General features: G+C 35.2%; 21 protein-coding genes and 1 tRNA gene. 17 read left to right on the top strand and 5 right to left on the bottom strand.

Annotation, left to right across the window (positions count from 1 at the left end; genetic code table 11):
- The first annotated feature begins 81 nt into the window (after window positions 1-81).
- The 6 genes from leuS to accC all read left to right on the top strand — a co-directional run bounded on the left by leuS (window position 82) and on the right by accC (window position 8517).
- Window positions 82-2898 (top strand): leucine--tRNA ligase, encoded by a 2817-nt coding sequence (gene leuS, locus G7034_RS03005; protein ID WP_166399482.1) that lies wholly within the window; start codon window positions 82-84, stop codon window positions 2896-2898.
- 80 nt (window positions 2899-2978) lie between these two features.
- A complete protein-coding gene (locus tag G7034_RS03010) occupies window positions 2979-3671 on the top strand; it encodes a zinc metallopeptidase (protein WP_166399483.1) in 693 nt (230 codons plus the stop codon).
- 147 nt (window positions 3672-3818) lie between these two features.
- On the top strand, window positions 3819-5372 hold the full coding sequence (gene amaB, locus G7034_RS03015) for an L-piperidine-6-carboxylate dehydrogenase (protein ID WP_166399484.1): 1554 nt from the start codon (window positions 3819-3821) through the stop codon (window positions 5370-5372).
- Window positions 5373-5598: 226 nt separating this feature from the next.
- The gene (locus tag G7034_RS03020; protein WP_166399485.1) at window positions 5599-6594 is read left to right on the top strand and encodes a beta-ketoacyl-ACP synthase III; all 996 of its coding nucleotides are present in this window, start codon (window positions 5599-5601) and stop codon (window positions 6592-6594) included.
- A 16-nt stretch (window positions 6595-6610) separates the two neighbouring features.
- The gene (accB, locus tag G7034_RS03025) at window positions 6611-7114 is read left to right on the top strand and encodes an acetyl-CoA carboxylase biotin carboxyl carrier protein (protein WP_166399486.1); all 504 of its coding nucleotides are present in this window, start codon (window positions 6611-6613) and stop codon (window positions 7112-7114) included.
- A 44-nt stretch (window positions 7115-7158) separates the two neighbouring features.
- The gene (accC, locus tag G7034_RS03030) at window positions 7159-8517 is read left to right on the top strand and encodes an acetyl-CoA carboxylase biotin carboxylase subunit (protein ID WP_166399487.1); all 1359 of its coding nucleotides are present in this window, start codon (window positions 7159-7161) and stop codon (window positions 8515-8517) included.
- Window positions 8518-8533: 16 nt separating this feature from the next.
- Here accC and G7034_RS03035 read toward each other — a convergent pair whose 3' ends face one another.
- A complete protein-coding gene (locus G7034_RS03035) occupies window positions 8534-8992 on the bottom strand; it encodes a retropepsin-like aspartic protease (protein ID WP_166399488.1) in 459 nt (152 codons plus the stop codon).
- 49 nt (window positions 8993-9041) lie between these two features.
- On the opposite strand from G7034_RS03035, the gene G7034_RS03040 reads away from it, so the two are divergent.
- The 8 genes from G7034_RS03040 to G7034_RS03075 all read left to right on the top strand — a co-directional run bounded on the left by G7034_RS03040 (window position 9042) and on the right by G7034_RS03075 (window position 14320).
- Window positions 9042-9827 (top strand): TatD family hydrolase, encoded by a 786-nt coding sequence (locus G7034_RS03040; protein WP_166399489.1) that lies wholly within the window; start codon window positions 9042-9044, stop codon window positions 9825-9827.
- Window positions 9827-10864 (top strand): asparaginase, encoded by a 1038-nt coding sequence (locus G7034_RS03045; protein WP_166399490.1) that lies wholly within the window; start codon window positions 9827-9829, stop codon window positions 10862-10864. Before G7034_RS03040 ends, G7034_RS03045 begins: the two co-directional genes overlap by 1 nt.
- Window positions 10865-10939: 75 nt before the next feature.
- Window positions 10940-11027 (top strand) — tRNA-Ser (locus G7034_RS03050).
- Between the two features lie 54 nt (window positions 11028-11081).
- A complete protein-coding gene (locus G7034_RS03055) occupies window positions 11082-11981 on the top strand; it encodes a MotA/TolQ/ExbB proton channel family protein (RefSeq protein ID WP_166399491.1) in 900 nt (299 codons plus the stop codon).
- Between the two features lie 6 nt (window positions 11982-11987).
- On the top strand, window positions 11988-12425 hold the full coding sequence (locus G7034_RS03060) for a hypothetical protein (protein ID WP_166399492.1): 438 nt from the start codon (window positions 11988-11990) through the stop codon (window positions 12423-12425).
- 2 nt (window positions 12426-12427) lie between these two features.
- Window positions 12428-13033 (top strand): ExbD/TolR family protein, encoded by a 606-nt coding sequence (locus G7034_RS03065; RefSeq protein WP_166399493.1) that lies wholly within the window; start codon window positions 12428-12430, stop codon window positions 13031-13033.
- Between the two features lie 10 nt (window positions 13034-13043).
- Complete coding sequence (locus tag G7034_RS03070) at window positions 13044-13523, top strand: ExbD/TolR family protein (protein ID WP_166399494.1); 480 nt, start codon at window positions 13044-13046, stop codon at window positions 13521-13523.
- A 95-nt stretch (window positions 13524-13618) separates the two neighbouring features.
- Complete coding sequence (locus G7034_RS03075; RefSeq protein ID WP_166399495.1) at window positions 13619-14320, top strand: porin family protein; 702 nt, start codon at window positions 13619-13621, stop codon at window positions 14318-14320.
- Here G7034_RS03075 and G7034_RS03080 read toward each other — a convergent pair.
- The 3 genes from G7034_RS03080 to asnS form a co-directional block, all read right to left on the bottom strand.
- On the bottom strand, window positions 14317-14934 hold the full coding sequence (locus G7034_RS03080) for a hypothetical protein (RefSeq protein ID WP_166399496.1): 618 nt from the start codon (window positions 14932-14934) through the stop codon (window positions 14317-14319). The two genes, G7034_RS03075 and G7034_RS03080, sit on opposite strands and share 4 nt — an antisense overlap.
- Window positions 14934-16379 (bottom strand): RNA polymerase factor sigma-54, encoded by a 1446-nt coding sequence (rpoN, locus tag G7034_RS03085; protein ID WP_166399497.1) that lies wholly within the window; start codon window positions 16377-16379, stop codon window positions 14934-14936. Before rpoN ends, G7034_RS03080 begins: the two co-directional genes overlap by 1 nt.
- Window positions 16380-16514: 135 nt before the next feature.
- Entirely contained in the window at window positions 16515-17957 is a 1443-nt protein-coding gene (gene asnS, locus G7034_RS03090; protein WP_166399498.1) for an asparagine--tRNA ligase, read from the bottom strand.
- 163 nt (window positions 17958-18120) lie between these two features.
- Between asnS and G7034_RS03095 the strand changes: the two genes are divergently transcribed.
- Both G7034_RS03095 and G7034_RS03100 read left to right on the top strand, forming a co-directional pair.
- Entirely contained in the window at window positions 18121-18573 is a 453-nt protein-coding gene (locus tag G7034_RS03095; protein ID WP_166399499.1) for a 6-pyruvoyl trahydropterin synthase family protein, read from the top strand.
- A gap of 286 nt (window positions 18574-18859) precedes the next feature.
- Window positions 18860-21514, top strand: a complete 2655-nt coding sequence (locus G7034_RS03100; protein WP_166399500.1) for a T9SS-dependent M36 family metallopeptidase — start codon at window positions 18860-18862, stop codon at window positions 21512-21514.
- A gap of 74 nt (window positions 21515-21588) precedes the next feature.
- Here the strand turns inward: G7034_RS03100 and bioA are convergent, their stop codons facing one another.
- Entirely contained in the window at window positions 21589-22896 is a 1308-nt protein-coding gene (gene bioA, locus G7034_RS03105; protein WP_166399501.1) for an adenosylmethionine--8-amino-7-oxononanoate transaminase, read from the bottom strand.
- 100 nt (window positions 22897-22996) lie between these two features.
- On the opposite strand from bioA, the gene G7034_RS03110 reads away from it, so the two are divergent.
- Window positions 22997-23536 carry a CIA30 family protein gene (locus G7034_RS03110; RefSeq protein ID WP_166399502.1) on the top strand — a complete coding sequence of 180 codons (540 nt, stop codon included), beginning with the start codon at window positions 22997-22999 and terminating at the stop codon, window positions 23534-23536.
- The last annotated feature ends 221 nt before the right edge of the window (window positions 23537-23757 follow it).

Genomic DNA, 23757 nt, shown 5'->3' on the forward strand with positions numbered 1-23757 from the left:
CAGACTCACCAATTTCATGTTTCTTTTAGAAAGCTTACTTTTGCATTTTTAAAAAGAATAAAGTTAGCTAAAAATAAACCTATGCAATATAATTTCAATGAAATTGAAGCCAAATGGCAAAAAAAATGGGCAGACGAAAAAACCTTTCAAGTAAATTCTAACCAAGGGAAGAAAAAATTTTATGGTTTAGATATGTTTCCCTACCCCTCTGGAGCCGGGCTTCATGTAGGGCACCCATTAGGTTATATTGCTAGCGATATTGTTGCTCGTTATAAACGGCATCTAGGTTACAATGTGCTGCATCCACAAGGTTACGATTCTTTTGGCTTACCCGCTGAACAATATGCTATTCAAACTGGACAACATCCCGCAAAAACTACACAAGCCAATATTCAAAGATACCGTAAGCAATTAGATCAAATCGGATTTTCCTTTGATTGGTCTAGGGAAGTAAGAACAAGTAATCCTGATTATTACAAGTGGACGCAGTGGATTTTTACGCAGTTGTTTAATTCGTATTACTGTAATAAAACTGATAAAGCTAAGCCTATACAATTGCTAATTAATCATTTTGAAGAGCAAGGTAATGACGGACTTGATGTGGCTTCAGATGAAGTTATAGCTCCTTTTAATGCAACTGATTGGAAAGAATTTTCAGCTGCTAAAAAAGAAGAAATTCTCCTTCAATACCGATTAACTTATCTAGCAGAAACTGAAGTTAATTGGTGCCCAGCCTTAGGTACTGTTTTAGCAAACGATGAGGTAATTAATGGAAGGTCTGAGCGTGGAGGTTATCCCGTTCAAAAGAAAAAAATGAAACAATGGAGCATGCGTATTTCTGCATACGCAGAGCGTTTGCTTAAAGACTTGAATCAACTTGATTGGAGCGATAGCATTAAAGAGGCACAAAGAAATTGGATCGGTAAAAGTGAAGGTGCTAGTGTAAAATTTAAAGTGCAAAATCATGCAGCAAACATTGAGGTATTTACCACACGACCAGATACTATTTTTGGCGTTTCATTTATGACCTTGGCTCCTGAGCATGATTTGGTCAACCAGATTACAACTCCTGAGCAAAAGCAAAGTGTTGAAGCTTACATTAAAGCAGCTTCTTTAAAAAGTGAACGCGACAGAATGGCTGATGTAAAAACTATTTCAGGTGTTTTTACAGGAGCCTATGCAGCACATCCCTTTACAAAACAACCCATCCCCATTTGGATAGGCGATTATGTATTGGCAGGCTACGGAACTGGCGCTGTGATGGCGGTTCCTTGTGGCGACCAAAGAGACTTTGATTTTGCTAAGCATTTTAATTTGCCTATTCCTAATGTGTTTGAAGGGGTTGACGTTGCCAATGAAGCTTATACAGATAAAGAAAATGCAATTATTACAAATTCCAATTTCCTCAACGGACTTCAAGGTAAGAAAGCAATTGAAGAGGCAATTTTAGCCTTGGAAGACGAAAAAATAGGCAAACGCCAGACAAACTTCCGATTAAGAGATGCTGTTTTTTCACGCCAACGTTATTGGGGTGAGCCTTTTCCTGTGTATTATGTAAATGGAACCCCTAAGTTAATTAAAGAAAAACACCTCCCTTTAGTCTTACCAGAAATAGACGAATATTTACCTACTGAAGACGGTGCACCGCCTTTAGGTAGAGCAAAAAATTGGGCTTGGGACACAAAAAACAATCAAGTGGTAGAAAACACCAAAATAGACCACATCAATGTTTTTCCCTTAGAGCTAAATACAATGCCAGGATGGGCGGGAAGTTCTTGGTACATGTTCCGATACATGGATCCACAAAATCAAGAACAAATAGCTAGTCAAGAAGCACTAAATTATTGGGAAAATGTAGATTTGTACATAGGAGGAAGTGAACATGCTACAGGACACCTGCTGTACGCTCGTTTTTGGACAAAATTTTTAAATGATTTAGGGGTGATTCCAGTAGAAGAGCCTTTTAAAAAAATGATTAATCAGGGTATGATTTTAGGTGAAAGTGCTTTTGCTTACCGCTTAAAAGATACCAATACCCTAGTTACTAAATCTAAAGCTAAAATGGACGAGGTTGACCCCATTCATGTGGATGTTTCTATGGTAAACCTTTCTAACGAATTAGATATTGATGCATTTAAAAAATGGCGAACAGAATTTAGTACAGCAGACTTTGTTACAGAAGAAAATGGAAGTTTTGTTGTAGGAAGAGAGGTAGAAAAAATGTCTAAGTCTAAATATAATGTAGTTAATCCAGACGATATTTGTGAAACATACGGCGCAGATACACTTCGCATGTATGAAATGTTCCTCGGTCCTATTGAACAAGCAAAACCCTGGAATACAGCAGGAATTACTGGAGTCCATAACTTTTTAAGAAAGCTATGGAAACTTTACCATGACAAAGAAGGATTTAGTGTGATAGATCAACCTGCTTCAAAAGAAGCCTTAAAAATTCTTCATAAAACAATAAAGAAAGTAACTGAAGATATTGAAAACTTTAGCTTTAATACCTCTATTTCTACTTTTATGATTGCTGTTAATGAACTTTCAAAAATAGACTGCAACGCAAAAGAAGTTTTAAACCCTCTAGCTATTTTAATTTCTCCATTTGCTCCGCATATTGCTGAAGAATTATGGCAAAAAATGGGACATCATGTCAGTATTTCAACCGCTCCGTATCCTAAATATGAAGAAAAGTTTCTTGTAGAAGATACCAAAACTTACCCAATTTCGTTTAATGGAAAAATGCGATTTACCTTAGACTTGTCTTTAAGTTTATCTAAAGAGGAGATTGAGGAATTAGTGATGAATGACGAAAAAACCAAGAATCAACTAGCGGGCAGAACACCTAAAAAAGTAATAGTTGTGCCTGGTAAAATAGTGAATATTGTGGGTTAAATTAAAAATTTATTAAAGATTAACCTGAATTCAAATTTGGCTAAAAATTTGATTAGTGAATAATTAAAAAAATAGAAATTATGATGACTTATTATGTGCTCATTGGAGCAATTATGTTGGTGAGTTGGTACGTGAGTAGCACCTTGAAGAAAAAGTTTGAAAAGTATTCTAAACAGCATTTACAAAACGGGATGAGTGGTGCAGAAATTGCTCAAAAAATGCTTGCTGATCATGGCGTTTATGATGTAAAAGTAATTTCAACAGCTGGACGTCTCACAGATCATTACAACCCAAAAGATAAGACCGTGAATCTAAGCGAATCTGTTTACCATCAAAGAAATGCAGCGGCTGCTGCTGTAGCTGCTCATGAGGTTGGTCATGCAATACAACATGCAAAAGCCTACTCGTGGCTAGAAATGAGAAGTCAATTAGTACCCGTAGTTCAAGTGGCTTCAACTTATAGTCAATGGGTAATATTAGGCGGTTTAATTCTTTATGGAATGGTAAGTGCAGGAGTGGGGCAGATGGTGCTTCTTGCAGGGATTATTATGTTTGGGTTAGGAACTTTATTTAGTTTTATTACTTTGCCTGTAGAGTATGATGCTAGTAATAGAGCCTTAGCTTGGTTAAAAAATCATAATATTGTCACTCCAAATGAATACAAAGATTCAGAAGACGCTTTGAAATGGGCAGCGAGGACTTATGTTGTAGCTGCCGTTGGCTCTTTAGCAACCCTGTTATATTTTATCATGATTTATTTAGGACGCGACTAAAAGTCTTTTTAAATAACTTTTTTTAAAGAGGATTACACAGATGTAATCCTCTTTTATTTTTAAAGGCTCATAATTTCATTTATAGAACTAAAATATTTAGTACTTTCGCAATTCAACTTTAATTAATCATTGAAATTTTGATACATTATGAGTGATATTGCAAAAAAATACGATATTGATAAAGCGCTAGAAGCCTTTGGTATTAAGGATGAAAACTTAGGAACTTCAACAGGAGCCGAGTTTTTTTCTAATGGAGAATTTATTGAATCATTTTCGCCAGTTGACGGTGCACATATTGGTAAAGTTAAATCTACAACTAAAGAGGATTACGAAAAAGTAGCTGCAACAGCACATGAAGGCTTTAAGGCCTGGAGAAAATGGACAGCCCCCGCCAGAGGAGAAGTAGTTAGACAATTCAACGATGAATTGAGAAGATTAAAAGCTCCATTAGGAAAGTTGGTTTCTTATGAAATGGGTAAATCTTACCAAGAAGGACTTGGCGAAGTACAAGAAATGATTGATATCTGTGATTTTGCTGTAGGGCTTTCAAGACAATTATACGGTCTAACCATGCACTCTGAGCGACCAGGACACCGTATGTACGAGCAATGGCATCCTTTAGGTGTAGTTGGAGTGATTTCTGCTTTTAACTTTCCGGTAGCCGTTTGGTCATGGAATACTGCCTTGGCATGGGTATGCGGTGATGCTTGTATTTGGAAAGGTTCAGAAAAAACACCATTAACTTCGGTAGCTTGTCAAAAAATTGCAGCTAGCGTATTTGAAAAAAATGATGTGCCAGCGGGTATATCATCTTTAGTAACTGGCGATTATAAAGTTGGCGAGTACATGACTAATGACGAACGCTTGCCTTTAATTTCTGCAACAGGTTCTACTAGAATGGGAAAAATTGTAGCGCAAACTGTAGCGAAACGATTAGGAAAAACATTACTTGAGTTAGGCGGAAATAACGCTATTATTGTCACTCCAGACGCAGATATTAAAAATACAGTGATAGGTGCTGTATTTGGTGCCGTAGGTACTTGCGGTCAACGCTGTACATCAACCCGAAGATTGATTGTTCATGAATCGGTTTATAATCAAGTAAGAGATGCTATTGTAGATGCTTACAAGCAAATTAGGATAGGTAATCCATTAGATGAAAATAATCATGTGGGGCCGTTAATTGATAAAGATTCTGTAAAAAATTATCTCAATGCACTAGAGCAAGTCAAAAAAGAAGGAGGAAACGTGCTTGTAGAAGGAGGAGTATTAGAAGGTGAAGGCTATGAAAGCGGTTGCTACGTTAAGCCTGCAATAGCTGAAGCTGAAAACCATTTTAAAATTGTTCAACATGAAACATTTGCTCCTATTTTGTATATCATGAAATATGCTGGCAGCATTGAAAATGCAATGGAATTACAAAATGGAGTTAGACAAGGTTTGTCATCTGCAATTATGACCAATAATTTAAGAGAAGCAGAATATTTCTTGTCTGCTGAAGGTTCAGATTGTGGAATTGCCAACGTTAATATTGGAACTTCAGGAGCCGAAATTGGAGGCGCTTTTGGTGGAGAAAAAGATACCGGCGGAGGAAGAGAGTCAGGTTCTGATGCTTGGAAAATTTACATGAGAAGACAAACCAATACCATCAATTATACAACTGAATTACCTCTGGCACAAGGAATAAAATTTGATTTATAAGATGATTTTAAACAAAAATAACAAGCGCACATGATTGCGCTTGTTTTTTGTCATTCAAAAATAATTTATAACTTGCATTAATAAGTTGATTATTAATTTAAAAAGGTGCTTAGGTAATTTAAAAAAGCAAATTATTTTGATTAGTTAAAATAAAACAACTTACTTTGCACATTATTTAATTATTAATTTACCTTTTCAATAAGGATTTTAGTTTAATAAAAACTCTATGAGTAAAATAAATGCAGCAATTACCGCTGTTGGTTCTTATGTGCCAGATGATGTGCTTACCAACAAGATGCTTGAAGAATTAGTAGAAACCAATGATGAATGGATTACTACTAGAACAGGGATTAAGGAAAGAAGAATTTTAAAAGACCCTAGCAAGGGAACATCTTATTTAGGCATTAGAGCTGCCGAAAACTTGATAGAAAAAACAGGCTTAGATCCTAAAGAAATTGATTTAGTTCTCTTTGCTACCACTACTCCAGATATGCCCGTAGCCTCAACTGCTGCCTATACAGCAACTAAAATTGGAGCGACTAACGCATTTTCATACGACTTACAAGCTGCTTGTTCTAGTTTTTTGTATGGTATGTCAACAGCATCAGCTTATATTGAAACAGGTAGATATAAAAAAATACTGCTCATTGGAGCCGATAAAATGTCTTCAATTATAAATTATAAAGACCGAGCAACCTGTATTATCTTTGGAGATGGCGCAGGTGCTGTTCTTTTTGAGCCAAACAATGAAGGGCTTGGCCATCAAGATGAAATTTTAAGATCAGACGGCATAGGTAGGGAGTTCTTAAATATTGAAGCAGGTGGATCTTTAGTTCCTGCTAGTAAATCAACCGTAGAAAAAAATCAGCATTATGTTTATCAAGACGGTAAAACAGTTTTTAAATTTGCGGTTTCTAATATGGCAGATGTAAGTGAAAAAATTATGCTTAGAAATAAGCTTTCTAGTGATGATGTAAATTGGCTAGTTCCTCACCAAGCGAATAAACGAATTATTGATGCAACTTCAAAACGAATGAATTTAGCCGATGAAAAAGTGTTGATGAACATCCAGCGTTATGGTAACACAACATCAGCTACCTTACCCTTATTATTGAGTGATTACGAAAAACAACTAAAAAAAGGAGATAACTTAGTATTTGCTGCATTTGGTGGAGGATTCACATGGGGATCTATCTACTTAAAATGGGCCTATAACTCCTAAATAAATACCCTAAACTATGGATTTAAAGAACATTAAGGATTTAATTAAGTACGTTGCTAAGTCAGGTACTAGTGAAGTTAGCCTAGAAATGGATGACGTTAAAATCACCATTAAAAATGAAAATGCTAATAAAGAGAACCAAACGGTCATTCATCAAATGCCTATGCAAGCTATGGGGCAACCACAAATGCCTATGCAAGCTCAGCCCCAGCAACCACAGGCACAAAAAAGCACTCAGCCCAACGCAACCGAAAGTGCTGAACCCTCAAATGATGATAAATACATTACCGTAAAATCACCCATTATAGGTACTTTTTACCGTAAACCATCACCCGATAAACCAGTTTTTGTTGAAGTAGGTTCGCAAATAGCTGAAGGAGATGTTTTATGTACTATTGAAGCAATGAAACTTTTTAATGAAATTGAAAGTGAAGTTTCAGGTAAAATTGTAAAGGTATTGGTAGATGATGCCTCTCCTGTTGAGTTTGATCAACCTTTATTCTTGGTAGATCCTTCCTAACTTAACACTCCATAAGGAGTTTTGTTCAATTAAACTTAAAAATTATGTTTAAGAAAATACTCATTGCTAACCGAGGGGAAATTGCTTTAAGAGTGATTAGAACCTGTAAGGAGATGGGCATAAATACTGTAGCTGTTTACTCTAAAGCTGATGCTGAAAGTTTGCATGTAAGATTTGCAGATGAAGCGGTTTGTATTGGGCCTGCGCCTAGTAACGAATCCTACTTAAAAATACCTAATATTATTGCAGCTGCAGAAATTACCAACGCAGATGCTATCCACCCTGGTTACGGATTTTTATCTGAAAACGCTAATTTCTCCAAAATTTGTGCTGAACACGACATTAAGTTCATTGGGGCTTCTAGTGATATGATTGATAGAATGGGAGACAAAGCTACCGCTAAAGCTACCATGAAAGAAGCTGGTGTTCCATGTGTTCCCGGTTCTGAAGGAATTCTTACAGATTATGATGAATGTTTGAAAACAGCTAAGAAAATAGGTTTTCCTGTTATGCTAAAAGCTACTGCTGGTGGTGGTGGTAAAGGAATGAGAGCGGTTTGGAGCGAAGATAAATTAGAAGCCGCATGGGAATCTGCACGGCAAGAGGCTAAAGCTGGTTTTGGAAACGATGGAATGTATATGGAAAAACTCATTGAAGAGCCAAGACATATCGAAATTCAAATTGTAGGAGACCAAACTGGTAAAGCTTGTCACCTTTCTGAAAGAGACTGTTCGGTTCAAAGAAGACACCAAAAACTTACCGAAGAAACTCCTTCTCCTTTTATGACCAATAAACTTAGAGAAAAAATGGGTAAGGCTGCTGTGAAAGCTGCCGAATACATTGGTTATGAAGGTGCTGGTACGGTTGAATTTTTAGTCGATAAGCACAGAAATTTCTATTTCATGGAAATGAATACGCGAATTCAGGTTGAGCACCCTATTACTGAAATGGTGGTTGATCATGATTTAATTAGAGAACAAATTCTAGTTGCTGCTGGGGTGCCAATCTCAGGAAAAGATTACTACCCCAAATTGCATAGTATTGAATGTAGAATAAATGCTGAAGACCCTTACAACGACTTTAGACCTTCGCCTGGAAAAATAACAACATTGCACACCCCTGGTGGGCATGGAGTTCGCTTAGATACCCACGTGTATAGCGGTTATATAATTCCTCCTAACTATGACTCTATGATTGCTAAATTAATAACTACGGCACAAACTAGAGAAGAAGCTATCAATAAAATGAAACGAGCTTTAGATGAATTTGTGGTAGAAGGAATTAAGACAACTATTCCATTTCATAGACAACTTATGGATCACCCTGATTATTTAGCAGGAAACTACACCACAAAATTTATGGAGGATTTTGTGATGGATGATAAATATAAAGACGAAGAATAATTTAACTTTCTTCAACCTATAGAATTATGCTCTTTTTATTTTTTAAAAAGAGCATTTTTTTATGGTAATCTAAAATAGCTTTACTTTTAATTAAAACATCTGCGCCAATAATTCCATGAACTATAGAAGCGTCATGATCAAGTAAAGCTTGATTGATATGATTCAAATCAAATAAAACCAAAGGCATGCTTTTTTCTTCCCAATTCCCTATTTTTAGTTCATTAGCTTCAGATGCTTTTGTTAGCATATTGCTTGCACCCGCTCCGGCTGCTCTTATCTCACTTTCTTCAACTTGTAAATTAAAAAAATCAGCATACTTAAAATCAATACAAGAACTAGAAGCACCTGTATCTAAAATAAATTCACCCTCTACTCCATTAATTTCAGCAAAAAGTTGCAAATGTTTAGTAGGAGTGATCACAAAAGAAGTAGATGAATAATTTTTGGCTAAGTATTTTGAATTATAAGGAGACATTTTTTGTTTTTTCGCAAATATAGCGTAAGATTTTAAATAAATTTGCCACATGATATTAATTGACACCCATACGCATTTGTACAGTGATAAATTTTCAACTGATGTTGACGAGGTTATAGCTAGAGCAAAAAAGAATAAGGTTCATTACTTTTTTTTACCAGCCATCGATTCGGAACACACCCAATCAATGTACGACTTAGAAAAAAAATACCCAGAAGAAATCGGTTTAATGATGGGGCTTCACCCTACTTCTGTGCAAAAAGAAACTTATTTAAGTGAATTAAAACACGTAGAAGAGCAATTTCTGCAGCGGGACTTTTGTGCGGTAGGAGAAATTGGTATTGATTTATACTGGGATCAATCAACTTTGGAAATTCAAAAACAAGCCTTTAGGCATCAAATAAAATTGGCAAAATCAAAAAAACTACCTATTATTATACATTGTAGAAATGCCTTTGATGAAGTCTTTGAAGTCTTAGAAGAAGAAAAATCTACCGAATTACATGGAATATTCCACTGCTTTACAGGGGACTTAGCGCAGGCAAAGAAAGCTATTGCTTACCAAATGAAGCTAGGAATAGGTGGTGTTGCTACTTTTAAAAATGGAAAAATTGATCAGTTCTTAAATCAAATAGATTTAAAACACATTGTTTTAGAAACCGATTCACCTTACTTAGCACCAAGCCCACACAGAGGAAAGAGAAATGAAAGTAGTTATGTTCGATTAATTGCTGAAAAAGTAGCTTCTTTGTATGCTGTTTCTCTAGATGAATTGGCGGCAATAACAACAAAGAATGCAGTAGAAATTTTTAAAAATTTTAATTTCGGAAATTAATGAAAAAGCAAGGATCAAAAATCGCTCTTATTTATACAGGCGGAACCATAGGAATGGTAAAAAGTGATAAAACAGGCGCATTAAGAGCTTTTAATTTTGATTTACTGTTGCAAAAAATCCCCGAATTAAAACTCTTAGAACACGATATTGAAACATATACCTTTGACCAGCCCATAGATTCTTCTAACATAGGTATTAATGATTACCTAAGAATTGCTAAATTAATAGAAGAAATTTACACAAACTATGATGCTTTTGTGCTTCTTCATGGAAGCGACACCATGTCTTATACAGCTTCTGTGCTCTCTTTTATGCTAGAAAATTTAAGCAAACCTATTATTTTAACAGGTTCACAATTACCCATTGGTGATTTAAGAACAGACGCTAAAGAAAATTTAATTACTAGTATTCAGTTAGCTGGATTAAAAAAAGACAATCAGCCTGTATTTAGAGAAGTAGGTCTTTATTTTGAATACAAACTCTATAGAGGCAATCGAACCACGAAGTTAAATACCGATCATTTTCAGGCGTTTAGTTCAATTAACTATCCTTTTTTAGCAGAATCTGCAGTGACTATTCAGATTAACTATTCCGCATTAAAGAAAAGTAATCTCAAGCAAAATTTAATTGTTCACAAACAATTAGACCCAAATATTCTCGTTGTAAAGATGTTTCCAGCTATGCAAGAATCAACGCTAAAGCATTTACTGGCAACGCCAAATTTGAAAGCCGTAATTTTAGAAACTTTTGGAAGTGGAAATAGCAAAACAGACCCCTGGTTTCTTAATGCGTTACAACAAAGTATAGATCAAGGAATACATATTGTAAATGTAACTCAATGTAAAGGTGGAAGTGTGGTGATGGGAAAATATGAAACAAGTGAAGAATTAAAAAAAATGGGTGTAATTAATGGAAAAGACATGACAACAGAATCGGCTATTGGTAAATTAATGTATTTGCTGCCTAAAAAGCTTCAAAAAGAGGTGCTAAAGACCGTTTTTGAAACCTCGCTCAGAGGCGAAATGAGTTCAAATTAATATTTTACAATAGATTAATGTGATTTTTTTTTGGTTTTTATCTATGAAAGACTAAATTTGAATTTAATTTAAAAAAGAGAGGTGGCCGAGTGGTCGAAGGCGCACGCCTGGAAAGTGTGTATACGTCAAAAGCGTATCGAGGGTTCGAATCCCTTCCTCTCTGCATTAAATTAATAACTAAAAATAAAAACAAGTACTAATTTTAAGACAAACAACAATGAAAAAGTTATTTTCAATTTTAAGCCTAGTAAGCTTATTTTTTATTGCGACTAACGCAAATGCATCACTTTTAAATGCAAACTCTCTAGTTCAACAAGATGAAATGGGTGAACAGACTGAACAAGAAAGTGAACAAGAAGAGGTTGAACAGGACACATTAGATGCCTATGACGAACAAGAAGAATTAGCCGAAGAAGTTGAAGAGGAAGCTGAAGAAGAAGTAGAAGAAGTAGAAGAAGAAACAGAAGAAGCTCAGGAAGAGCTAGGTTTTCACCAAGAATTAAAAAAGCGTTTTATTGAAGGTGGCCCTGGATTTATGGGAATTGTTTTATTATGTTTGATTCTTGGTCTAGCTATTGCTATAGAACGAATTATCTACCTGAACTTAGCTACTACCAACACGAAAAAATTGGCAGAAAAAGTTGAAGATGCTCTAAGCACGGGTGGTGTAGAAGCAGCTAAAGATGTTTGCCGTGAAACCCCAGGACCAGTAGCTTCAATATATTACCAAGGCCTAGACCGAGCTGATGAAAGTGTTGAGGCTGCAGAGAAAGCAGTAGTAGCTTACGGAGGTGTTCAAATGGGGCAGTTAGAGAAAAACGTTTCTTGGGTTTCTTTATTCATTGCCTTAGCTCCAATGCTTGGTTTCATGGGTACAGTAATTGGAATGATAAAAGCTTTTGATAAAATTGAAGCGGCTGGAGATATGCAACCTTCACTTGTTGCAGGAGGTATTAAAGTAGCTCTTTTAACAACAGTTTTTGGACTAATTGTAGCGATTATTCTTCAGATTTTTTATAATTATATTGTCGCTAAAATTGACAACATCGTAAACGATATGGAAGATGCTTCTATTTCTTTAATCGATATGTTAGTAGAAAACAAAAATAAAAAGTAAGAATTGATGGATAAGTTTTTAAAAATATTTAAAATAGTATTTGGTGTGCTAGGCGGTGTTCTTTTAATAAGAATACTAAATGCAGATGCCGATTTACTTGAAGAAGACCTTGCTCTGCAGCAAAGTTTAGTAACTCCACTTATGTATCTAGCATACATTATTTTAGGACTCTGCTTAATTACTGTTATTGTTTTTGTTCTTCGTGGATTGTTTCAGGGAAACATAAAAAAGACCTTAATTACTGTTGGTAGCTTTGTAGCTATCGTTATTATTGCTTTCTTAGTTTCAGAGGGACAAGAAACAGCTATGCGCGATGGAGAAGTACTTTCTGAGTATGGATCACGTTGGGTAAGTGCTGGTTTAACTACTTTTTACATTTTAATCGTACTTTCTATAGTTGCTATTTTTGCTTCTAGTACTAGAAAGTTAATTACGAGTAGTTAAATATGGGTAGAAGAAAAGCACCGGAGGTAAATGCGGGATCAATGGCAGATATTGCTTTCCTGCTTTTAATTTTCTTTTTAGTTACAACTACTATTGAAACAGATAGTGGAATTAATAGAAAATTACCTCCTATGGACGATGAAAAAGTAGAGCCTCCCAAAATTAAAGAAAGAAATATCTTTCAGGTATTGGTGAGAGATGACGGAGAAATCTTGGTTAATGAAGAACAAATGGATATCGCTGATTTGAGAGAAGCGGCTAAAAAGTTTTTAGATAATGGCGGGGGTAAAGGAAGCCTAGCTTGTGAGTACTGCCAGGGGCCTAGAGATCCAAAATCTTCAGATAATCCAAAAAAAGCGGTAATTTCATTGCAAAATAATCGTAAAACGAAGTATAAAAGCTATATAACCGTTCAAAACGAGCTAGTAGCTGCATACAACGAGCTTAGGAATAGAGAAGCTAAACGATTGTTTGGTAGAGAATATACGCAAATGGTAAAGGATTTTGATAATCCTGATTATCCTGGTAATATAGATAAATTAGAAGAGGAAATAAAATTAATTAAAAAGCTATTCCCTCAAAAATTATCTGAAGCAGAACCTAAATAAATTAAAGAATATGTCAAAATTTAAAAAGAAAGGCGACGGTGATTTACCTGCTATATCTACAGCTTCTTTGCCAGATATTGTGTTTATGCTTTTGTTCTTTTTTATGGTGGTAACAGTAATGCGAGATAATTCATTAAAAATTGCTAATGAATTACCCTTCGCAGACCAAGTTGAAAAACTTGATAAAAAAGAACTTGTCATGTATGTTTATGCAGGTAAACCTTCAGAACGCTACCAAAAGCAATATGGTACAGAGGCTAGAATACAACTTAATGATAAATTTGCTAGTGTAAATGATATAAGAAAGTTTGTTTTAGAAGAAAGAAGGTCTCGTAGAGAAGAACTGCAAAATAAACTAATAACAGCATTAAAAGTAGATAAAGAAACCAATATGGGACTTGTATCTGACATTAAGCAAGAGCTTAGGAAAATTGATGCACTAAAAGTAAATTACACAGCTAGAGATGGTGAAGTGAAAATGAACCAATAAGTTAATTGGAATTAGTAAAAAAAGCACCATTTAATATGGTGCTTTTTTTGTTGCCTAAAATTATGTAGATTAGTCGCCAATATAAGCTCAGCTTAATGCATAGAACTTTAACTTTATTCTTCTTTTTCTTGATGTTTATCAATGGGTACACACAAGAAAAAAAATTTGACTTGTCAAGCTTAGATCAAGCCTATAGAGAAGACCAGTTTTTTTTGGGAGCAACCTTGAACTTTGTCACGCAAACACACTCGGCATTCTCACAGAACGCTTTGTCTGGTGGTTTTCAGTTGGGTTTTGTTAGAGATATTCCTCTTAATAAACAAAGAAATATTGGTATTAGCCTTGGCCTTGGATACAACTTGAATATATATAATACCAATTTGTTTGTTGGTCAAGATCAAAATGGCGAGTCGGTTATGCTGGCTCTAGATCAACTCGATCGTGAAGTAAAACGAAACCGATTTACCACTCAAGCTCTAGAAGTACCTATTCAATTTAGGTGGAGAACTTCCACTTCTGAATACCAAAAGTTCTATAGAATTTATGCAGGTTTTAATTTTGCTTATACCTTTAATTTCAAAGCTAATTATCGAGATACTGTCCAGGAATTATCAACTACTAATCCCTCGTTCTTAAATCAATTTAGAACAGGTGCCCACCTTGTTTTAGGGCATGGAGCTATCAATTTTTATGTACAATATTATTTTGATTCTTTACTTGAAGGAGAAATTCAAAATAGCAGTGAGGTAGTTAATTTTGAAGTCTTAAAGTTTGGGCTTATCTTTTATATTCTCTAATTCAACCAAGAAGAAAAATTATAGAAAAAATAGAATTGAGGTAAAATACCAATTATTGTTCCGACTAAAAGTTCTCTTGCTAAATGGGCCTTCATATAAATACGCGAACTAGCTAACCAGCTTAGGAGTAGAATAAAAAAAGAAAGATAGAATACATTGCTTGGATGAAAACTACCTAGCATAAATAATAAAAAAGTAGATAAACCACTCAGACCAATCATGTGTAAACTTACTTTAAAATTTAGTACAGTGAAGACCGAAGCTAGAATGCCACTAAAAAAAACTCCTGAAAAAAAATAAAAGAATAGTTGATTAGATGCTGGAGTAAAAATAAAATTAATAATAAATGCAGCTATGCAAGTAAAAAATAAAACAGGAAGTTTTCTCTCCTTTACTTTTTTTAAATGCAAGCTTGCAATGAGATTCATTTTTTTTAGGAGTAGTAAAAAAAGCAAGGGAACAACTATAGTTAAAAAGGCTACCAAGACCAGCTCAGAAAGAATGGTTATTTTTGCAACGGCTAAGGGTAAAAATAGGTAAACTCCTAGCACCCCAAGCACAGGCATAAATAGTGGATGAAAAAGAAAACTGGGTAATTTTAAAAATGTGTTCATTAGATTTCTTTTCTAAGTCTGGCTACAGGTATATCTAGTTGTTCTCGGTATTTAGCAATTGTTCTTCTAGCTATCGGATAGCCTTTTTCCTTTAGTAACTGAGCTAATTTTGCATCGGGATAGGGTTTAGATTTATTTTCCTTTTCAACAATATTTTCAAGGATCTTTTTTATTTCTCTAGTTGAAACCTCTTCTCCTTTGTCATTGGTCATAGATTCAGAAAAAAACTCTTTAATTAAGAAAGTACCGTAGGGCGTATCTACATATTTGCTATTAGCCACCCTAGAAACTGTTGAAATATCCATGTCTATCTCATCGGCTATATCTTTTAAAATCATAGGTTTTATTTTGCGTTCATCGCCAGTCATAAAATATTCTTTTTGAAAATTCATGATGGCATGCATGGTCAGGTATAAAGTTTGTTGTCTTTGTTTTATCGCATCAATAAACCATTTTGCCGAGTCAAGTTTTTGTTTAATAAACAGAACAGCTCTTTTTTGTTCCTTGGTTTGCCCTTTACTTTCCTTGTAAGCCTTAAGCATATTTGAGTAATCTCTTGAAACGTGCATACTAGGAGCATTTCTAGAATTTAGACTAACTTGCAGTTCACCGTCTTTTATCTTAATTGTAAAATCTGGAGTAATGTGTTCAATAGTTCTTGTGTTGCCTGCATAAGAAGCCCCTGGTTTAGGATTTAGATTTTCAATTTCGTCTATGGCTTCTCTCAATTCTTCTTCGTTTATTGAATAACGTAAAATAATTTTTTGATAGTGCTTTTTTATAAACATATCAAAACTATTTTTAATCATGTCAATTGCAAGTTTTATAGCTGGTTTAGCTTTTTTTCGTTTCAGCTGAATTAATAAACATTCTTGCAAACTTCTTGCACCTACACCAGCAGGATCAAGAGATTGAACTATATGTAATAATTTTTCAACTTCGTTTTCTTCAACAAAAATATTTTGTGTAAAAGCTAAATCATCTACTAAATCGAGCAGGTTTCGTCTTAAGTAACCAGCATCATCAATACTACCTACTAGAAAGCTAGCTATTTCTTCTTCTTGTTTATTTAAATTAAATGTATTCAATTGATTTTGCAAGTGCTCAGTAAAGCTAACTCCAGAGGCATAGGGGATATTTTTATCCTCATCGTCTTTAGAATAATTGTTTGATTTTAATCGATAATCGGGGATTTCGTCATCAGATAAGTATTCATCTACATCAAATTCCGTTTCTATTACCTCACTGTCATTGTCATATTCATCGGTTGAAGCATCCTCAAATTCGTCTTTTTCTTTCTCAGAATCTAAAGCAGGATTTTCCTCTAGTTCTTGTTGTACACGTTGTTCAAAAGCTATTGTAGGAAGCTGTATAAGCTTCATTAATTGAATTTGTTGCGGCGATAGCTTTTGAGAAAGCTTAAGATTTAATTGCTGTTTAAGCATGTTTTTTTGATTATTTCTAAACAGTACTAATATAAAAGTAATTCCGTAATTTCAGACTAAATTTAGCCTAAAATTACGGAATTAAATTTCAATTTTGTGTGATCAATAAAAAGCAAAATTAATAAGTTTTTCTGTTTAGAACTCCGCATTTTGTGGTGTTCTAGGATAAGGAATTACATCTCTAATATTAGTCATTCCTGTGGCAAATAAAACCAAACGCTCAAAACCTAATCCAAAGCCACTATGTTTACAAGTGCCAAATTTACGAGTCTCAAGATACCACCATAATTCTTTGGGGTCTATTGCTAAGGCTTTCATTTTTTCTACTAATACTTCATAGCGTTCTTCCCGTTGCGAACCTCCCACCATTTCTCCAATTCCAGGAAACAAAACATCCATGGCTCTTACTGTTTTTCCATCTTCATTTAGACGCATATAAAATGCTTTTATAGAGGCTGGATAATCAAATAAAATAACTGGACATTTAAAGTGTTTTTCAACTAAATATCTTTCATGTTCACTTTGTAAATCGGCTCCCCACTCTTCAATTAAGTAATTGAATTTTTTCTTTTTATTAGGCTTCGAATTTTTAAGGATATCAATGGCTTCAGTATAACTAACTCGTTTAAAGTTGTTTTCAATAACAAAGTTTAGCTTTTCGCGAAGCGGCATTGGAGAACGTTGTTCTTTAGGTTTGTTTTTTTCTTCGTCAAGCAACCTATTTTCTAAAAATTCTAAATCTTTAGGGCAATTTTTAACAATGTAATTAAGCACGTATTTAATGAATTCTTCAGCTAAATCCATATTTCCATCTAACTCACAAAATGCCATCTCTGGCTCAATCATCCAGAATTCGGCTAAATGCCTTGACGTATTCGAATTTTCTGCTCTAAAGGTTGGCCCAAATGTATAAACATCGCTTAAGCCTAAAGCAAAAGTTTCAGCTTCTAATTGACCACTTACTGTTAAGTTTGTTTCCTTTCCGAAAAAATCCTGACTAAAATCAACTTCACCTTGCTCTGTAGTAGGAATGTTTTTTAAATCGAAGTTAGTTACTTTAAAGGTTTCTCCTGCTCCCTCAGCATCAGATCCTGTAATAATTGGAGTGTGTACATAGTTGAAGCCTTTTTGTTGAAAGAAATCATGCACAGCAAATGAAAGCTTTGACCGCAAACGCATAACCGCGCCAAAGGTATTTGTCCTAACCCGAAGATGGGCTTGTTCTCTTAATTTCTCTAAACTGTGTTTTTTAGGGGAAAGTATAGTTTTTCGAACCTCTTCAGGATCGGCTTTCCCTAAAACAGTTAGCTCACTTATTTGTATTTCAACGCGTTGTCCACGCCCTTGACTTTCTTGAAGAACTCCTTTAATTTCAAGTGCTGCTCCAATGTTTATATCGTTAATTATTGCTTCAGAAGTATGCTCAAAATCTAAAACACATTGCAAATTTTGCAAGCAAGATCCATCGTTTAAAGCAATAAACTGATTGTTTCTAAATGATTTCACCCAGCCATAAACAATAAATTCTTTTAAAATGTCACTACACTCTAGTACTTCAGCAATTTTTTTTCTGATCATCTTTCTTCATTTTTAAAGCGCTGCAAAGATAGTTTTATATATGAATTTAGCAAAGTTTAGGCTAGAATCAAATAGTTGATTAAACAAAAAACCACTACCTAAACCTTACAAATCTTGCTTAGTTTATCCCTAAAACCTATCTTTGCAAAATAATTAAACAAGCATGTCTAAGATTAGAATAACGAAAGAGTTTAGCTTTGAAACAGCACACGCATTGCATGGCTATGATGGCAAATGTAAAAATATTCATGGGCATAGTTACAAACTTTCTGTAACCGTAATTGGTAAGCCTATTGATGATCTTACGCATGTAAAGTGTGGAATGGTAATTGATTTTGGCGACTTAAAAAAAATTGTTAAATCTGAAGTAGTTGATGTCTGGGACCACGCAATTATTTTGAACAAAAACACCCCTCATTTACACCTCGCTAAGCAACTAAAAGAGCTTGGTAACAATGTTGTTTTGGTTGATTACCAGCCCACTAGTGAAAAAATGATTGAAGATTTTGCCCATCGCATTTCAACTCAACTTCCAAACCACATTCAGTTGCATTCTCTTCAGTTAAGAGAAACCGAAACCGCTTACGCTACTTGGTACGCCGAAGACCAAGTTTAAGTCTTCTTCATCATAATATAAAACAGTTCAATTCCAGCAAATCTATCAGGAATAATTTGTTTTCATTTGTCTGCTGAAGTGATTTTACGCTTGTTAGTTCGCTTGCTCGTTGTCTATTCGCAAATCATGTAATGTTTACTAAGTCCTTACTTGAATTAATTCAGTATTTTTTTCCGCAACAAGCTTGCTAATTACTATTCAACCTAGAAGAAAAGAAAAAAATTAACACTTGTTAGTTTTGTAAAGTGGACTAAAATTGTAGTTTTAAAAAAAATATTTATAGAATATGACTTTAAGTAAATTATTCACTTTTTTTTTGATTTTATTTGTCTTTCAATCTAATGCTCAACGTTATGAAGAAAGCATTTTAAATTATTTATCAGATCATTATGCTTCTGAAGGCCTTACCCCTCAAGATGTTGAGGAGGTCAAAATTTTGAGTAGCCATTATTCTCAAAGTATGGACGTTCAGTTGGTTTATGCAGCTCAAGCCATAAACGGTGTTCCTGTTTTCAATGCTATTGGCAGTTTTGCTGTTAGAGAAGGTCGAGTTTTGCACTTTGCACATTCATACCAAACTAATCTCCACTCTAGAGTTGGTTCACTGCAGCCAGGCTTAAGTCCTGTAGAAGCGATTAATTTTGCCGCACAACAACTTGAAATAGACAGCCCTCTAGGCCTAGAAGTTACTGAGGCTAAAGGAACAACCGAATTTATTTACACTACCGGAAACATCTCTCATGACCCTATTCCTGTTAGACTTGTATTGCAACCTAATTACAATCCTCAAGTCGAGGATGATACTATTCGATTGGCTTGGGATGTAGCTATTCATACCGATGAAAGTTGGTGGAGTGTTAGAGTAGATGCATCAACTGGACAAATCATTGAAAAACACAATTGGACGCTAACCTGTGAATTTGGCCATAATCATGCAGATGATAACCTAAACTATAAACAGCCAAAGCTTCAAAATTTAGGTTTAGAACGAGTTGGCTCCCCAACGTTAAATAATTTTAATGCTGCTACAGCTACTGAAAACGATCCTACCACTTCACCTAACTCGTACAAAGCCTATCCGCTGGGCGTAGAATCTCCTAATCATGGAAATCGAACTCTTTTAATTGACCCCGCCGATGAGGATGCTTCGCCTTTTGGATGGCATGATACCGATGGAATTCCTGGTGCTGAACACACCATAACACGTGGTAATAATGTTTGGGCAAAAGAAGATAGAAGCGGAACAAATGGAGCAGGGTATGCTCCAGATGGAGGAGAGGATCTTATTTTTGATTTCCCGTTAGCTTTTGATGCCCCGCCAGAAATTTATGAAGACGCCGCTATTACCAACCTGTTTGTATGGAATAATTTGGTTCATGACGTATGGCATTATTACGGTTTTGATGAAGCTGCAGGAAATTTTCAAGCAACGAATTATTCAGGCGAAGGCGTAGAAGATGATTTTGTTTTTGCCGATGCACAAGACGGTGGAGGAATAAATAACGCTAACTTTGCAACACCTCCAGATGGATTTAACCCCAGAATGCAAATGTTTTTATGGAACACTGCTGGAGAACCTGATTCAGTATTGAGCTTCAATAGTCCAACTGCTTTAGAAGGAAGCATGAATGTAGCTTTGCCTTCCGGATTTGGCCCTCCTATATCAACCGAGCCAATTACTCAAGATTTAGTCCTGGTGGTAGATGAGTTCCAAAATCAGATAGATCCGTATTTGGCTTGTGAAGAAATTGCTAACCCACAGGACTTAGAGAATAAAATTGCTGTGATTAGAAGAGGAAGCTGTACGTTTGTTTCTAAAATAGAAAAAGCACAAGAAGAAGGAGCCGTAGCCGTAATTATTGTGAATAACGAAGGAGGGCCACCTATCAATATGGGAGGTGATTCTGATAATATCGAAATCCCCTCTATGATGGTTTCTCTTGCTGATGGAAATTTAATAATTGATGCGCTAGAAGACGAATTTACGGTGAATGCAACTATTGTAAATGAAGGTCCTTTCTTTCTTGATGGCGATTACGATAACGGCATTATTGCTCATGAATATGGCCATGGATGGTCAACAAGACTTACCGGCGGGGCAAGTGAAGCCGGCTGTTTGTTTAATGAAGAACAAATGGGAGAGGGCTGGAGTGATTGGATTGGACTAATGATGACCATGACCGAAGACGACTTTGCTGAGCAGGGAAGAGGCTATGGAACTTTTGCCGTGAATCAATCCATAACAGGCCAAGGAATTAGGCCTGCAAGATACTCAACAGATACTTCAGTTAACCCAGCAACCTACGAATCTACAAACAACCAAAATGTTATTTTTGTACCCCATGGAATTGGTTTTGTTTGGGCTACAATGATTTGGGATTTAACTTGGGCACTAATCGATGAATATGGCTATGATGATAATTTATACACTGGCCAAGGTGGAAATAATATAGCTATGCAACTCATCAACGATGGATTAAAATTGCAAAATTGTAATCCAGGTTTTGTTGATGGAAGAGATGCTATTTTAGCTGCCGATCAACTTAATTTTGATGGTGAAAATGAATGTTTAATTTGGGAAGTATTTGCCGAGAGAGGTCTTGGTTTTTCTGCCAATCAAGGTTCTTCGTTAAATAGAGCCGATCAAACTGAAGCTTTTGACTTACCACCAAATTGCACCTTTAGCAATCAAAATTTTGATGATAATGATTTTAAAATTTGGCCGAATCCTGTAGATAATTTTGTGAGTATTGATGCTGGATCAATCATGTCTGGCGAAGCTAATTTCGATTTATATGATGTTAATGGAAGAAAAGTAATGTCTGAAGTAATTAATTTAGATTATTCAACGCGAGTAGAAATTGACTTGCCAACTGGCGTTTATTTGTTGCAAATTTCTAATGGCACTAACTCGCATACAGACAAATTAATCATCAAATAAATAAATCCGATTTTATAAAAAAACCGTTTCACTTTAATGAAACGGTCTTTTATTGTCCCCTCTACAAATAAGTTTTATTGGTTAATTGGGATTACCTCTTTAATGCAAGCTTTAATGGTTTGGTATATTTTCTCTAGTTCTTCCTTCTTAATAACATAAGGAGGAAGAATGTAAATCGTGTTTCCTAAAGGCCTTAGAAAGACTCCATTTTCCATAAAAAAATCAAACAATTGATCTCTTAAGCTTCCATAACGTTGCATTTCAACATTTAGGTCTATTGCTAGAATTACGCCAATTTGCCTAATTTCAGCAACTTTAGGATGATTTCTCATTTCGTTGGCAAATTGCTGGTGAGCCACAACTATAGATTGAATGTTGTTTTGAATTTCGCTAGATGCTAAAAGTTCTAGGCCGGCAATTGCAGCCGCACAAGCTAGCGGGTTTCCTGTATAGGTATGCCCGTGAAAAAGCCCTTTTTCAACTTCATCGGCATAAAAAGCTTCATAGATTGTTGAGCTGCAAGAAGTAATTCCCATAGGAACCATTCCTGCTGAAAGCGCTTTGCTTAAACAGATAATGTCGGGCGGAAGACTTAAATAATCGGAAGCAAAGTTCTTACCAGTTTTACCAAAACCAGTCATAACTTCATCTGCAATACAAATAATTTGATTTTTCTTACATACCTCAAGGATTTGCTCTAAGCCCTCTTTTGAATAGGTTTTCATAGCTGCTGCTCCTTGCACTAATGGCTCGTAAATAAATCCAGCGATTGAATTTTCTGCAATTAGCTTTTGCAGTTTTTCAATTACTTCATCATTATTATGGCCCATAGGTTTTGGTAGCCGAACTACTTCAATAAAATGATCTTTAAAAGCACCATTATAAACAGACAATCCAGAAACCGACATAGCACCAAAGGTATCGCCATGAAAACCTTCTTCTAAAGCTAGCATTTGCTTTCTTTTTTCGCCACGATTATGGTGGTATTGAAGGGCCATTTTTATGCCTACTTCAGTAGCTGTAGATCCGTTGTCGTTGAAAAACAATTTCTTCTGGTTTTGAGGAAGTATTTCTAAAAGTTTTTCAGCTAAAACCACAGCCGGCTTATGCGTAAAGCCGCTAAATACAATTTGGTCTAAGGTCTTCATCTGTTGATTTACCTTACTAATGATAGCTGGATGACAGTGTCCATACATACTCGTGTACCAAGAAGCTATGCCGTCTATGTATTCATTTCCATCTTCATCCGTAAGTAGGGCTCCTTTGGCTTTTTTGATAGCCAATAAGTTTCCGCTTGTTTTATGTTGCGTAAGCGGATGCCAAATTAAATCGCTATCTCGCTCCGAAATGCTTTTTCTTTTAAAAGGATTATATAATTTCATTGCATGAATGTCTAAAATGCAAATTTAAAATAGAATCACTAGACTAACTTTATGAAAGCAAATTACTTTTGATAAAATAATTGTACTTTTAGCATAAAAAATGAAGTTCCTAATTAGTTCAATAAGTCTAATTTTTTTGATGGCTATGAGTAAAGAAGTGGTGAATTTTAATAAAGCCTATAATCCTGACCAATGGAAGATAGTAAACGATGGCGTTATGGGAGGCTTATCTTCTTCTGAAGTAAGCATTAATCAGGAGGGTCACCTTGAGTTTAAAGGTAAGGTTTCATTAGAAAACAATGGTGGTTTTGCTTCGGTACAGCATGAAATTTCAATAGATGAGGTAAAACAATATACGCATGTAAAAGTACAACTTAAAGGCGACCAAAAGAACTATCAACTCCGACTTAAATCGGAGATGTCTCAATACCAATCCTATGTACATGAATTTGAAACTTCAGGTGAATGGGAGGAAATAACCTTAAAGTTATCCGATTTTTACCCCAGTTTTAGAGGACGAAAATTAGATCTATCTAATTTTGAATTTGACCAAATAAAGCAAATCACCTTCCTTATTTCCAATAAAAAAGCAGAAAAATTCAAATTAGAAGTCAACTGCATTGACTTGGTTAATTTATAATTCACCCTTTTAACCTCTACACAAATCCTTTCTGTTACTTCCACTAAGCTCACTTTGGTTTTACTCAGCGCAAGCAGTGCAGGCAGTGAAAGTGGGGGAAATTTCTTTGCGTCTTTGCGTGATTATTAATAACCTGAGTTCGATTATTCTCACTTTGTCAAAACTGTTTTAAATAGTAAGATACGAACTTTTTTAAGACGTAATATCTGGATATTGCGGAG

Source organism: Psychroflexus maritimus (genome assembly GCF_011089875.1).
GTDB lineage: Bacteria > Bacteroidota > Bacteroidia > Flavobacteriales > Flavobacteriaceae > Psychroflexus > Psychroflexus maritimus.